This window comes from Brevibacillus sp. NPDC058079 (assembly GCF_042885155.1).
Classification (GTDB): domain Bacteria; phylum Bacillota; class Bacilli; order Brevibacillales; family Brevibacillaceae; genus Brevibacillus.
The window spans coordinates 1,386,259-1,400,030 of sequence record NZ_JBHVSO010000001.1 but is presented as its reverse complement, the minus strand read 5'-3'; the positions used below and the strand labels follow the sequence as shown (position 1 = coordinate 1,400,030).

The 13,772-nt window shown below is 47.5% G+C and carries 14 protein-coding genes; 9 read left to right on the top strand and 5 right to left on the bottom strand.

What is annotated here, in order from left to right; all coding sequences use genetic code 11:
- The first annotated feature begins 65 nt into the window (after positions 1-65).
- Together ACFVS2_RS06285 and ACFVS2_RS06280 are read left to right on the top strand one after the other, a co-directional pair.
- A complete protein-coding gene (locus ACFVS2_RS06285) occupies positions 66-1,709 on the top strand; it encodes a peptide ABC transporter substrate-binding protein (RefSeq protein WP_390232260.1) in 1,644 nt (547 codons plus the stop codon).
- Positions 1,710-1,858: 149 nt separating this feature from the next.
- Positions 1,859-2,050, top strand: coding sequence for a hypothetical protein (locus ACFVS2_RS06280; protein ID WP_007718905.1), 192 nt, complete (start codon positions 1,859-1,861; stop codon positions 2,048-2,050).
- Positions 2,051-2,053: 3 nt separating this feature from the next.
- On the opposite strand, the gene ACFVS2_RS06275 is transcribed toward ACFVS2_RS06280, so the two are convergent.
- On the bottom strand, positions 2,054-2,788 hold the full coding sequence (locus tag ACFVS2_RS06275) for an alpha/beta hydrolase (protein ID WP_390232257.1): 735 nt from the start codon (positions 2,786-2,788) through the stop codon (positions 2,054-2,056).
- A 328-nt stretch (positions 2,789-3,116) separates the two neighbouring features.
- Between ACFVS2_RS06275 and pdhA the strand changes: the two genes are divergently transcribed.
- From pdhA to ACFVS2_RS06250, 5 genes are all read left to right on the top strand, one after another.
- Positions 3,117-4,202 (top strand): pyruvate dehydrogenase (acetyl-transferring) E1 component subunit alpha, encoded by a 1,086-nt coding sequence (pdhA, locus tag ACFVS2_RS06270; RefSeq protein ID WP_007718903.1) that lies wholly within the window; start codon positions 3,117-3,119, stop codon positions 4,200-4,202.
- 3 nt (positions 4,203-4,205) lie between these two features.
- Positions 4,206-5,186 carry an alpha-ketoacid dehydrogenase subunit beta gene (locus ACFVS2_RS06265; RefSeq protein WP_007718902.1) on the top strand — a complete coding sequence of 327 codons (981 nt, stop codon included), beginning with the start codon at positions 4,206-4,208 and terminating at the stop codon, positions 5,184-5,186.
- 101 nt (positions 5,187-5,287) lie between these two features.
- Positions 5,288-6,679: a dihydrolipoamide acetyltransferase family protein gene (locus ACFVS2_RS06260; RefSeq protein ID WP_390232253.1), complete on the top strand. Its 1,392-nt coding sequence runs from the start codon at positions 5,288-5,290 to the stop codon at positions 6,677-6,679.
- Positions 6,680-6,685: 6 nt separating this feature from the next.
- Positions 6,686-8,095: a dihydrolipoyl dehydrogenase gene (lpdA, locus tag ACFVS2_RS06255; RefSeq protein WP_007718888.1), complete on the top strand. Its 1,410-nt coding sequence runs from the start codon at positions 6,686-6,688 to the stop codon at positions 8,093-8,095.
- Between the two features lie 121 nt (positions 8,096-8,216).
- Positions 8,217-8,378: an aspartyl-phosphate phosphatase Spo0E family protein gene (locus ACFVS2_RS06250; protein ID WP_173619577.1), complete on the top strand. Its 162-nt coding sequence runs from the start codon at positions 8,217-8,219 to the stop codon at positions 8,376-8,378.
- Here the strand turns inward: ACFVS2_RS06250 and ACFVS2_RS06245 are convergent.
- Positions 8,373-9,128: a hypothetical protein gene (locus ACFVS2_RS06245; RefSeq protein WP_173619576.1), complete on the bottom strand. Its 756-nt coding sequence runs from the start codon at positions 9,126-9,128 to the stop codon at positions 8,373-8,375. The two genes, ACFVS2_RS06250 and ACFVS2_RS06245, sit on opposite strands and share 6 nt — an antisense overlap.
- 129 nt (positions 9,129-9,257) lie before the next feature.
- Positions 9,258-9,407: a hypothetical protein gene (locus ACFVS2_RS06240; protein ID WP_015891582.1), complete on the bottom strand. Its 150-nt coding sequence runs from the start codon at positions 9,405-9,407 to the stop codon at positions 9,258-9,260.
- A gap of 234 nt (positions 9,408-9,641) precedes the next feature.
- On the opposite strand from ACFVS2_RS06240, the gene ACFVS2_RS06235 reads away from it, so the two are divergent.
- Positions 9,642-10,499, top strand: a complete 858-nt coding sequence (locus ACFVS2_RS06235; RefSeq protein ID WP_390232249.1) for a hypothetical protein — start codon at positions 9,642-9,644, stop codon at positions 10,497-10,499.
- Positions 10,500-10,537: 38 nt separating this feature from the next.
- A complete protein-coding gene (locus ACFVS2_RS06230; RefSeq protein ID WP_390232246.1) occupies positions 10,538-12,109 on the top strand; it encodes an ABC-F family ATP-binding cassette domain-containing protein in 1,572 nt (523 codons plus the stop codon).
- Between the two features lie 44 nt (positions 12,110-12,153).
- Here ACFVS2_RS06230 and ACFVS2_RS06225 read toward each other — a convergent pair whose 3' ends face one another.
- Both ACFVS2_RS06225 and ACFVS2_RS06220 read right to left on the bottom strand, forming a co-directional pair.
- Positions 12,154-12,669, bottom strand: coding sequence for a DUF6886 family protein (locus ACFVS2_RS06225; protein WP_390232243.1), 516 nt, complete (start codon positions 12,667-12,669; stop codon positions 12,154-12,156).
- Positions 12,670-12,706: 37 nt separating this feature from the next.
- Positions 12,707-13,771: a phosphodiester glycosidase family protein gene (locus tag ACFVS2_RS06220; RefSeq protein ID WP_173619605.1), complete on the bottom strand. Its 1,065-nt coding sequence runs from the start codon at positions 13,769-13,771 to the stop codon at positions 12,707-12,709.
- Between the last annotated feature and the right edge of the window lies 1 nt (position 13,772).

The following is a 13,772-nucleotide window of genomic DNA, read 5'->3' as shown; positions in this document are numbered from 1 at the left end:
AGTGTGATAAAGCAAGAGCGTTTACTAGTGTACGGAATCGAATGGAATCAAGGGGGATGGACTCGATGAGAAAGAGGATGAGCTTCATTTTGAGTTGCTTCTTGTTGCTTCAAGTTTTAGCGGGATGTAGTTCAAGTGAAACGGCGGTAACGAACAAACCGAATGATCAGGCATCTCAACCAACGCAGCCAACGGGAAAAGAGATGGTATTGAATTGGAACGCAGACGGTGGAGAGCCTCCGACAGCAGATCCCGGTCTTGCTTCCGATGGCACTTCCTTTGATGTCATTACAGCTTGTTTTGAAGGATTGACTCGCTATGGACCGGATGGGAAAATAGCCAACGCAATTGCCGACAGTTATACGGTATCCCAGGATTTGACGACGTACACGTTTACATTGAAAACGAATGCGCTATGGAGCAACGGAGATTCGGTAACCGCCCATGATTTTGAGTTCGCTTGGAAAAGAAATCTCGACCCGAAGACAGCATCCGAATATGCCTACATGCTTTATTTCATTAAAGGGGCTGAGGAATTCAACACAGGGAAAGGATCGCATGAAGGCGTAGGGGTCAAAGCGCTAGACGATTTTACACTAGAGGTCAAGCTCAATTCGCCAGCTCCGTTTTTTTATGAGCTGACGGCTTTCCCGACATTGTTTCCTTTACATAAAAAGACCTTGGAGGCACATCCGGACTGGGCAGCGTCTCCGGACAACTACGTGGGCAACGGCCCATTCAAAATGGAGCTGTGGGAGCATAAAAACAAATTGGTTCTTGTGAAAAACGAAAAGTATCATGATAAAGATGCCGTGAAGCTCGACAAAATAGTTTGGAGCATGATTACCGATACCAACACCGCTCAAGCGTTGTTTGATTCTGGTGATTTGGATTGGGGAGGGCATCCGAGCTACGTGTTGCCCGTTGATGTTATCCCTGCTTTGCAGGGGGATGGAAAAATCGTAATGGCGCCGTATCCGAACACAGTTGCAGTTACCTTTAATACAACCAAACCCCCTTTTACGAATAAAAAGATTCGTCAAGCCTTCTCGTATTCGATCCAACGGCAGCCTCTCGTCGACGGAATCGTACAGACAGGGGTGCCTGCGGCTTTTGCATGGGTTCCGCCCTCTATGCAACTCAGTGGAAATGACTATTTTCAAGAGGATGTAGACAAGGCCAAACAGTTATTGGCTGAAGGGTTAAAGGAGATGGGGCTTTCGACGATGCCTGACGTGACATACACATATGGTTCAGGTGACGATCGTCAGAAAAAGCTGGCTGAAGCTCTTCAGGATCAATGGAAAAGAAGCCTTGGTGTAGATGTAAAAATTAGTGGCTTGGAGGAAAAAGTATTTTTACAAAACAAGCGCGCCAAAAACTATCAGTTTGCCTACCGAAATTGGGGTGCTGATTTTAACGACCCCATCAATTTCCTGGAAATTTTCAAGGACAAAACAGTGGGGACGAACGACGCTGCTTGGGAAAACGACAGATACCGCGAGCTAATCGTCCAGAGTTACTTGGAAAAAGACACGACGAAGCGTAATGCGATCATGCGTGAGGCAGAGACCATCTTAATGGAGGAAATGCCGATTGCTCCTGTGTATTATGGCGCAAGACCGTATATAAAAAATGACAAAGTCAAAGGATTTTTGATCAACCCGTTTGGTGGTAGAGATTTTAAATATACAACCATCGAACAATAAATAAAGTGTTATAAAAGTCTTGCCGTGCCCGGAAAATTGGAGGGCGGCAAGGCTTTTTTTGGTTCCATTCGGTTGACTCACTTGTGTGTAATTCAGACCTGCCAATGAAATACTATAGCTATCCAACATAGGGGAAAAGAGGGATAGATATGATCTCGGCTAAAGAGCGAGAACGCATTCTCAATCAAATGAAACGGGACGAGAGCAAGATTGTCAACATCGTCCTAAACGACGCCAATCAGGTTGCGGGCGAAATTGAAAAAGCCAACCACCAAGGTATTTTCCTAGTGGATGGCCGGTATTACGGGTACGAGGATATTAAAGAAATCAATGGCTCGTAATGGTTACAGACGTGGAGGTGGGAAGAAGAAGCGCAAAGCGTCAGGCAGCTCTTTTTGCCACAAACCCCAGACGTGATTCCCTGGTTTTTCTCGATAGGACAAGGTTGCTTGCTTGTCCTCAAGAATCTGTTTTGCCTCGCGATTCCATTGCACGAAATCGAAGGTACCCGCACTTGTTTCCACAGCTGTTTCATCGAGGCCGACAACCATCCAGATTCGCAGCCAGGATAGACTGGACTGATTCAAAAGCGGGTCGAGTGTCGTCTGGAAAAACGCTCCGGACAGCGCGAGTACTTGTGGAAAGAGGTTGGGGTGTTCCAATGCGAGATGCAAAGAAACGGTTCCACCCAAAGAGTCTCCTGCCAGTATACGAGAACCAGGATCACGGCGTACAGGATAACGCTCCTCTATGTAAGGAATCAGCTCTTCGGTGAAAAAACGCAGATAGGCTGCGTTTCTCGACCCCGATGGAGAATACTCGCTCGTGCGCTTGTTGCGATCGACTGAGACACCGACGACGATGTAGGGTTCGATACCTTCTTCCAGAATCAATTGATTGGAGATGGTCGCGATTCGCCCCATCGTAAAAAAGTCGTTCCCATCCTGGCAATACACAACAGGGTAAGAAAGAAGCTCATTGTACCCCGGTGGTAGGTATACTTTGACCGAGCGGGGAGTGTCCACGTGGATGCTGGGCACTTCTTCTTTCATTATGGTTCGCTTTACATAGTCAGACATCGATTCACACTCCCTGTTTGCTCAAATGAAAAACTAAGCCTTGAAAAAAACTGATACAGCTTATATAGTAAATGATAACAGAGAGGAAATAAACCCTGTAATATCAATACTGTAACACATTAAACAGGTATTTTGTCTGCAATATAACAGGGTGTTGCATACGGCGCTGTAAGCCCTTTCTTGCACCATGCAACTTTCTTCTGGTTTTTAACAGGGTCACTTCCGCTGCGAATTGCATTCGTCACTCATCGAGCTGATGCTCAAATAGAGGCGACAAAGGGCAACTCGGGAAAAGGAAGTCCCTTATTCTAGTGACGAGGTGAATGTGATGAGCGTATCCACTGCTGTTGAACAAACAGAGAACAACGCCCCGCTGCAAATTCTTGCCCCGGATGGTACGGTTGTTCGTCCTGACTTGATGCCTAAGCTCTCCGATGATGAATTGCGTGAACTGATGCGTAAAATGGTATTTACCCGTGTATGGGACCAACGCGCAATCAGCTTGAACCGCCAAGGCCGTCTTGGTTTCTATGCACCAGTAGCTGGTCAAGAAGCAAGCATGATCGGTTCCGAGGCTGCTCTTTCCAAAGAAGATTTTGTCCTGCCTAGCTACCGTGATATTCCACAAATGGTATGGCATGGTTACCCTATGCATAAAGCATTCCTGTACTCCCGCGGACACATCGAGGGTGGTAAAATTCCTGAAGGTGTAAACGTGTTGATGCCACAAATCATCATTGCGGCTCAATGTACACAAGCAACAGGTGTTGCAATGGGTTACAAGCTGCGCGGTGAAAAGAACGTTGCGATCAACTACTTTGGTGACGGTGCGACCTCCCAAGGTGACTTCTACGAGGGTATGAACTTTGCAGGGGTATACAAGCTGCCTGTTATCTTCTTCTCCCAAAACAACGGTTATGCGATCTCTCTGCCGTTCGAAAAACAAACGGCTTCTGAAAATATCGCAGTCAAAGCAGTTGCGGCTGGTATTGCTAGCGAACGCGTTGACGGTATGGACATTCTCGCAGTTTACTACGCGGTTCAACAAGCAAAAGAGCGCGGCGTGAATGGCGAAGGTGCGACTCTGATCGAAGCAATGACGTACCGTTATGGTCCTCACACCATGGCTGGTGACGACCCAACTCGTTACCGTACAGGTGAAGAGCAAAGCGAGTGGGAACTGCGCGATCCACTGATCCGCTTCCGCAAGTTCCTCGAAGCAAAAGGCCTCTGGAGCGAAAAAGACGAAGAAGCTGTCATCGAAGAAGCGAAAGCAGCTGTTGCGGACGCAATCAAAAAAGCGGACGAAACACCTAAGATGAAAGTTAGCGAACTGATCGATGTAATGTTTGAGACACTGCCGCCTGCACTCGAAGAGCAAAAGGCAGAATTCCTGGCGAAGGAGTCGAAATAAGCCATGGCACAAATGACAATGGTTCAAGCCATTACGGATGCAATGCGCGTAGAGTTGAAGCGCGATGAAACCGTTCTTGTCTTCGGTGAAGACGTAGGTAACAACGGCGGGGTGTTCCGTGCAACAGAAGGTCTGCAAGCTGAGTTCGGCGAGCAGCGCGTATTCGATACACCACTTGCTGAGTCCGGAATCGGCGGTTTGGCTGTCGGTCTTTCCATCAACGGCTTCCGTCCAGTAGCAGAAATTCAGTTCTTCGGTTTCGTATTTGAAACGTTTGATGCTGTAGCATCCCAATCTTCCCGTATGCGTTACCGTTCCGGTGGTCGCTTCACGAGCCCAATTACATTCCGCTCCCCGTTTGGTGGCGGTGTAAAAACGCCTGAGCTGCATGCGGACTCTTTGGAAGGTTTGATGCTGCAAACTCCGGGCCTGAAAGTGGTTATCCCTTCCAACCCATATGATGCAAAAGGACTGTTGATCTCCGCGATTCGTGACAACGATCCAGTTGTATTCCTTGAGCACATGAAGCTGTACCGTTCCTTCCGTCAAGAAGTTCCAGAAGGCGAGTACACGATTCCACTTGGCAAAGCAAACGTAGTAAAAGAAGGTAGCGATGTTACCATCATCACCTATGGTGCGATGGTGCATACCAGCCTGAAAGCAGCAGAAGAAATCGAGAAAGCGCGTGGAGCAAAAGTAGAAGTAATCGACCTGCGCACCATCAGCCCACTCGATATCGATACCATCGTAGCTTCTGTGAAGAAAACAAACCGTGCGATCGTTGTTCAAGAAGCACAAAAAACGTCTGGTGTTGCGGCAGAAATCATCACGCAAATCAACGAGCGTGCAATCCTGCACCTCGAAGCACCAGTACTGCGTATTACAGCACCAGATACGGTTTACCCGTTTGCTCAAGCAGAAGATGTATGGCTGCCTGACGTAAAACGCGTAGTAGATGGTCTGACACAAGTCCTCGATTTTTAATTGAGAAACAGACATAATGGCGGAAAAGTTGAAAGCTTTCCGCCTTCTTTTGGGAAATATAGGCTTACTACTATGGCGAAGTGTTATAAGGAGGAGATACTGTGAGTCGTTTTACATTCAGACTCCCGGAGCTCGGCGAGGGTATCCATGAAGGCGAAATCGTCAAATGGCACGTACAGCCCGGAGATTCCGTAGAAGAAGACCAAGTCATCATGGAAGTACAAAATGACAAGGCGGTTGTAGAAGTACCGTCGCCTGTTAAAGGGAAAGTTATCGAACTGAAAGTAACCGAGGGTACGGTTTCCGTAGTCGGCGATCCACTGATCGAGTTTGACGTAGAAGGCGAAATTCCGAACCTGCCAGACCATGGCCATGGCGATTCCCACGCTGCTGAAGCGGCACCAGCGCCTGAAACTGCAGAAAAAATGGAGCCAGGCTGCGACATCGGTTCCCAAGTGAGCGCAAATGCGAACCAAGCACTGGAAACGCCAATGGCACAAGCAACTGCAACAGCAGTAGCGGCACCAATTGACCGTAAACACGTGTTGGCTACGCCTTCCGTTCGCAAATACGCTCGTGAAAAAGGCGTTCAATTGGCTAATGTACCAGGTACAGGCAAATTGGGTCGCATCACACGCGAAGACGTAGATCGCTTCGTATCTGGCGGAGCAGTAGCACCAACTGCACAAGCAGTGGCAGCTCCAGTAGCAACTGAAGCTCCTGCAGCAGCAGCTACAGGTGTAGCACAAGCAGCAGCGGCTCCAACTGTTCACTACGCACCTACAGCAGGCGAGCTGGAAGAGCGCGTTCCGCTGAAAGGTATGCGTAAAGCAATTGCGAAAGCAATGGTGAAATCCGCATACACAGCACCACACGTAACTATCTTCGACGAAGTGGATGTTACAGCGCTTGTCGCTATGCGTAAAGATGCGAAACCACTTGCTGAAGAACGTGGTGTGAAGCTGACTTACCTGCCAATGATCGTGAAAGCAGTTGTAGCTGGTCTGAAGAAATTCCCAGAACTCAACGCTTCTATCGACGATGAAAAACAAGAAATCATCTTCAAAAAGTACTACAACATCGGTATCGCTGCCTCGACAGAAGACGGTTTGCTCGTTCCAGTTGTAAAATCGGCTGACAGTAAATCCATCTTCCAAATCGCAGGCGAAATCGGCGAGTTGGCGAAGAAAGCACGCGACCGCAAAGCAACTGCAGATGAGTTGAAAGGTTCTACTTTCAGCATCACAAACATCGGTTCTGCTGGCGGTATGTTCTTCACGCCAATCATTAACCATCCAGAAGTAGCCATTCTGGGTGTTGGCCGCATTAGCGAAAAACCAGTTGTGAAAAACGGAGAAATCGTGGTAGGTCAAATGTTGCACCTGTCCTTGAGCTTTGACCACCGCTTGGTTGATGGCGAACCTGCACAGCGTTTCGTCAACTACGTGAAGCAGCTCTTGGAAAACCCAACGCTGCTCGTCATGGAGGGATAAGAGACAATGGTAGTAGGTGAATTTACCACAGAAGTAGACGTGCTCGTAATCGGTGCCGGCCCAGGTGGATATGTTGCAGCGATTCGTGCTGCTCAAATGGGAAAAACAGTAGCTGTCGTGGAAAAAGGTGAACTGGGTGGCGTGTGCCTGAACGTAGGTTGCATCCCTTCCAAAGCGATGATCCACGCTGCACACACATATGAGCACACACAACATACAGAATCCATGGGCATCACGATGGAAAATGTAAAAGTGGATTTTGCCAAAGTACAAGAGTGGAAAAGCGGCATCGTGAAGCAACTGACTGGTGGCGTTGGCTCCCTCTTCAAAGGAAACAAAATCCAGGTAATCCCTGGTGAAGCGCTGTTCGTAAGTGAAAATGAAGTACGTGTATTCCATGGTTATGATGTCAACCGTTATCGCTTCCAGCATTGCATCATTGCTACTGGTTCGCGTCCAATCGAGTTGCCTGCATTCCCGTTTGGCAAACGCGTAATGTCTTCTACTGAAGCGCTGTCCTTGACTGAACTGCCGAAGAGCCTTGTGGTAATCGGCGGCGGATACATCGGTATCGAGCTTGGTACGGTGTTCGCGAAGTTTGGTACAAAGGTTACGATTTTGGAAGGTTCCGATCAAATCTTGCCAGGATTTGAGCCAGACATGCCACGTTTGGTGGAGCGCAAGCTGAAAAAGCTCGACGTTACCATCCATACAAAAGCATTGGCACAAGGAATGGAAGAGACAGAAAACGGCGTAATCGTGACTGCAGAAGTAAAAGGCGAGCAACAAAAAATCGAGGCGGAATACGTACTCGTTACTGTTGGACGCCGTCCGAATACAGATGAACTCGGCATTCGCGACATCGGCATGAACGTGACTGACCGTGGGTTGATCGTTGTTGACAAGCAAGGCCGCACGAACATTCCTAACGTGTACGCGATCGGGGATATCGTAGCAGGTCCTGCGTTGGCTCACAAAGCTTCCTACGAAGGTAAGGTTGCCGCTGAGGCGATTGCTGGCCATCCAGCAGAAGTGGACTACAAGGCGATTCCAGCGGTTGTATTCTGCGATCCAGAAATCGCAAGCGTAGGAATCAATGAGAAAGAAGCAAAAGAAAAAGGCATCGATTACGTTGTAGGTCGTTTCCCATTCGCAGCAAACGGTCGCGCTCTGTCTGTAAATGCAGGCGAAGGCTACGTGAAGCTGATTGCAGAAAAAGAAACGAATCTCGTATTGGGTGCGCAAATCGTTGGTCCAGAAGCATCCAACATCATCGCTGAGATCGGATTGGCGATCGAAATGGGCGCAACACTCGAAGACATCGAGCTGACCATTCACGCACATCCAACACTGGGTGAAGTAACAATGGAAGCTGCTGAATTGGCTCTGGGTCGTCCGATCCACGTCATGAAGTAAAAAGTGTGAAAAGCCTTGTGCCCGAAATGGGTGCAAGGCTTTTTCTTCCACATCTTACCCTTTCCACCTGTTCTTATATAATGTAAAATAGTGGGAGACAACGTTAGGTGGGGGCTGCAGCATGGAAACTACGAGTAAGATGATTGATGACTTGCGACTAAAGCTAGAGCGCGCAGCAAAAAATGCAGGTTACAATTTTCTTGACCCTGAAATCGTGAGAATCAGTCAACAATTAGATAAATTGATTGTCGCACATATGCAACATGAAAAACGCCCTTCATGAGGGCGTTTTTGGTTGAGTGTGTATTTCCGAGATGGAATACAGCAAATGGGCATTACAGCCTTTTTTCGTAAGCGTGGGTTCTTGGGCATAATAATAGCTAGGATAAAGAATGAGATGCTGTGCATCGTAGCTTGGACCATTACTCGGACAGGTAAGCTGATGAGATTCTGTGTCATAGGTAATTGCGGGAGAAATGGATTGCAGATAGGTAGTAAGGGATTCGATTCCTTGTAAAGAGTAATAAATCCGTTCTGCTTCACGTACGAATTTGGGAGCAATCGCCTCCCAATTCGCCTCAAAAAATAACTGCCAATAAGATGAAACGAACAGGCTGAAACGGCCTTTCACATAATCGGCATCCTCTTCTAAATCGAAGGCAACCACAGGAGTATCGTGATGCGATAGCCACTCCTCTAAGATCGGTTTCATGCTACGCACAAAATGATCAGTGGGAAGTGTTACGAAGTACTCATATTGATCATCGACAGCCATCACACCTTTTGTATGTAGGGGGTCAAATGAGTCTGGGATCCCATATCGAAAGAGGGGGACAAAATAACCCCATTCTTTTAAAAGACGGGCTGACTCAAACTGCTCTAACTTTTCTTCGGTCCAATATACAAAGCGCTCGGGAGGTGTCTCTTGGGCGAGTGTATACAAACTAGCAGCCATCTCGTACAGCGGTGAAACACTATAGCTGATCAAATTGGAAAGAGGGCTATGGTTGCCCGGAAGTGGAATGGTGATCATCTTCACTTAACCTCCATCAAGGATACTAAATTTATCATAGTGCATCCTTGTGGGACAATTCAATCTTTTTTGATGTAAAAAAAAGGAAGGGTAGTGGCACCCGACTGCAATGGAGCCGGGTGCCATTCATTATCCTTCGCGTGTTTGGATGGAGCGCGAATGATTTTGCTGCTTCACTTTTTTAGAGCCAGGTTGGGGTTCGCCAGTCTGTTCCAGCGGGCGAGCTACATTATTGTAAGTTTGATGCGGATTTTCATCAAGAATATGGTCCTTTTCCATAAAATCAACTCCTTCTTTACCTAGTTTGGCGTAAACACATGATGACGAATCATAGGAAATGCTGGTATTCTATAATGAGGTTGTTCCAAACTCGTATGGTGAGGAAGCATGTCCACATTTAGAAGGAATTGATATGTTGTCAAAACTACAGAATGGCACGATACTGTTTATAGAACATAATATTTATTATGTAAACAATAAACGAGCTCTGCTGGTCTGGAAGGAGCGAGAACTATGCCGGTCTTAATCGCCCCCGTATTCAATTCAACAACAGCACAGCCCGTTCGGATCGATTTGCCTAATTCGTACACGCTCATATCAGGCGCAAAGAGGCCATATGAGATCGCGTCTCGTTTCTTGCGCAATGAGATGGACGAGAACAAGCGAACCTTTGATTTACGTGTAGATCCCAGCAGTTTATTTTTAGTCGGGGATCACGAAGAGATGAAAGTAACGGATGATCGGGTGTGGATTGAAGAAATCGAAAGTAAGCTGAATCTAGCATCCACAACGGGGACTTGTTCGATTCCTTACATCATCACCGTCAATGGCAATATGTATGGCATTACGTATTTGAAGCGATCGCTTGATGGTGACAAGTACACATTTGATGACGAAACTGCCAGTATTTTTACTTCATTAGTCGAACAGAAGCTGCCGTCCCTTGCTTTTCGTCGCTATGCGCTTTCACTGGAGAAGAAAAACTACGAGGATCAGCTGTTGGATCTGTGGATTGCATTGGAATCATTGTTCGTTCCCGATGGCAAAAAAGGCGAGATTACCTATAAATTGCGTGTCCGAATGGCGTACTATTTTGGAGAAACCGCCTTGCAGCGTGAACGGATTGCACAGTTTGTAAAAAAATCGTACAATCATCGCTCAGAGATTGTGCATAGCGGCAAGCTGTTCGGTGACAAGCTGGCTACAGAAGTCAATATTCTGAGGGCGATGACACGAGCCGCGATCTTGAACATCGCCGGGGAAAGTGTCAACCTTCAGGATATGCGTGTCCGGCTGGACGAATTGGTATTTACGGGCGAATCATATGTGACACGGTACGCTCCTACTTTTTTTGAAAGAATTTTGTTGTAAGCCTCATAGAGGAAACAGATCAGGAGGAAGAATAGAGCATGAGTGTTTTGATTGTAGATAATTTGTCCCATGGTTTTGGGGACCGGGTTTTGTTTCGCGATGTTTCTTTCCGTTTGCAACCGAATGACCGTGTAGGACTCGTAGGCGCAAATGGTACCGGAAAATCAACGATGATGGGGATTTTGACAGGCCAAAACTTGCCTGATAACGGTCGTGTTGAATGGATGCCCAAAATCGAATACGGATATTTGGATCAGCATACCAAGCTGCAAGCTGGCAAAACGATTCGTGACGTACTCAAGGACGCCTTCCTGCCACTCTTGGAGCAAGAGGCGGAACTGATGACAATTGGTGAAAAGATGGCCGAGGCAACTCCAGAGGAACTGGAAGAATTGCTGGAGCGCATGGGCGAAATTCAAGACAAGCTGGAAACAAGCGGCTTTTATTTGATCGATGCAAAAGTAGATGAAATCGCCAACGCTTTGGGCTTGAGTGCAATCGGTTTGGAACGTGACGTTGCATCCCTCTCTGGTGGTCAGCGTACCAAGGTTCTTTTGGCAAAATTGCTGCTGGAACAACCAACTGTTCTTTTGCTGGATGAGCCGACGAACTACTTGGATGAAGAGCATATCGTGTGGCTGAAAAACTACTTGAAGGATTACCCTTACGCTTTCATGCTGATTTCCCATGACACGACCTTCATGAACGAAGTCGTGAATGTGATTTATCATTTGGAATTTACCAAGCTGAATCGTTACACAGGGAACTACGAATCCTTCCTGGCACAGTCTGAGACAAAACGCAGTCAGCACTTTGACGCATTTGAGAAGCAGCAGGAAGAAATCGCAAAAATGGAAGACTTTATTGCGCGCAATAAAGCACGTGCGTCTACTACCGGCCGCGCGAAGAGCCGTCAAAAGCAGCTCGATAAAATGGATCGCATCGACAAGCCGGAAACGGCTGCGAAACCTTCGTTTATCTTTAAGGAATCCCGGGCAAGTAGCCGTTTTGTCATCGAGGCTGAAAACCTGGAGATCGGATATTCTCATGCATTGCTGCCGAAGCTTAGCGTGAAGCTGGAGCGCGGTGAAAAAGTAGCGATTGTCGGCATGAACGGTGTCGGTAAGTCTACCCTGTTGAAAACGTTGCTTGGTGTGATTCCTCCGTTGGATGGAAAGCTGGAGAAAGGCGATTTCCTCCATCCTGCTTATTTCGAGCAAGAAGTAAAGGCGAAGCCAATCACTGCACTTGATGATGTATGGAATGATTTCCCTTCTATGAATAACCATGAAGTTCGCGGAGCGCTGGCACGTTGTGGTTTGAAAAATGAGCATATCAATCGTAACTTGAACGCTCTGTCCGGGGGCGAGCAAGCAAAAGTTCGCCTCTGTAAATTACTGCAGCGCGAAAGCAACTGGCTGGTATTTGACGAGCCGACGAACCACTTGGATGTCGTCGCCAAGGAAGAGCTCAAACGCTCCTTGAAGGAGTTCAAAGGGACCGTCCTTCTCGTATGCCACGAACCTGAATTTTATGAGGATTGGGTTACACAGACGTGGGATGTTGAGAAATGGAGCTTGGAACAGGCAAAAACACCGATTAAATTGTAAAAGCAAAAACAGGCAGCCACCATCGGGTGAGACTGCCTGTTTTTTTATGTGAGCGACGCATTCCGCATACGGATCATGGAAAAGTGCAGACTGCTTTGTAGCAATGAATCTCGCAGCGGCAACAGCGAAGGCGTGATTCTCAATTCAATATCGGCTTGGCTAAGGCAGTGTACGAGGTCTCCTAATGGCTTTACGTCTAGTGGCGTAACGGTTTCCTTTGACAAATAGTAGCCCGCGCCTTCGTCCCAGCAATAAAAAGATTCTGGAGAGAAGGTATATTCATATAGCTTTGTTTGTGTAAGCACGGGATACCATTTACTTTCGATAGCCATAACCATTTTGGCAGTCGTCAAGCCAAGAAAGCGCTCGACGTCTGTTGCCTCAGAATCTGCTTTTTTGTAAAAGCAAATCCGCGGGCAATCTCGCGGTAAATAATACATCGGCGCTCGTGCTTCATCAATCGCCCATACAGCTGGAGCAAGTGTGGGGTGGGAGGGATGGGCGCGAGGATGAAAAATCGCAATGGACGGGTCTTCACTGTAATGAAACAATTTGTCCATAAATCTTAACCCTCCTCTAAATCATCTCAGCCGTTCTCTAAAAAACAGCCCACGCATTTGGCAAATAGCGGCCTCGATGATACGGAGAAGATGTTTTCGTAATGGCTTCACCGTTGTGCAGCATCATGGAGCTGGAACCACCATCCATGGCCATTGCTGTCACCACACCGCGCTCGGCCAATACTTCCGCCATGTCGTTCATGCTTGCGCCGATGGAATGACCAGGCTGGCGTCCATCAATGACAGCAAATACGATCGTCCCGTCTTCTTTTTGTCCAATTGCGGTACGCGGTTGAATGCCCCAGCTCTTGGCAGGCTTTCCTTCAAACATATTTTTCCCGTTTACAATCAACTGGGGACGGAAGCTCACAGCGTCACGCACGCCCATCTTTACGAGTTGTTCAGCCGAGTAGCTGCCTGTAATCAGTTTACCGTCATAGGTAAGCCCTAACGCGGTTTCTCCGCTTCTCGGATTGTAGCCTTGCAAAATCTTTCCGTCGTGGATGACGACGCCGTAGGCATGCGCTCCTTTGCCGTAGCCGTCTGGATCAGCGAATCCACTCGCATTGACAATCCCGATGGCTCCTGTTTTCTTCACAAACTCATCAAGCAGATCTCCACGGTCCTTGCGATTCGTGACGACGAGTCGTACTCTGCTCGGGTCGCTAATGTACATGATTTTTCCTTTAAAGTAATAACTTCCTTTCGAGATGTCAATTTCCTCAATCTCGATTAGCTCCTTTGGTTTCTCTGGAAGTGTGACGGTTACCAGATTCGATTTCGGCGGAACAGGAGGTCCTGCAGTGCCTGTGCCTTCGGAATTGATAACGGTCGGATGTGTAATTTGCTGCTTTAGTTCTTTCAATTTTTCATCAGGTAAAAACGTATAGGGGGCCCAGTAATCGTGCTGTGTTGTCAACAAAGTGCCTGCCGCCCACTCACGTAATTCTACTCCGTTTTTCGTTCCAAATAAAAAAATAATTCCCAGCAGTGCTAAGCTTGTACAGGTTAAGGCAGTGCCGAGGAGCCATTTCTTAACCCAACGCCCTGGTCTTTTACGCTTGACTCGCTTGTGTGTGCGAGTGCGCGATAACATCTCCATA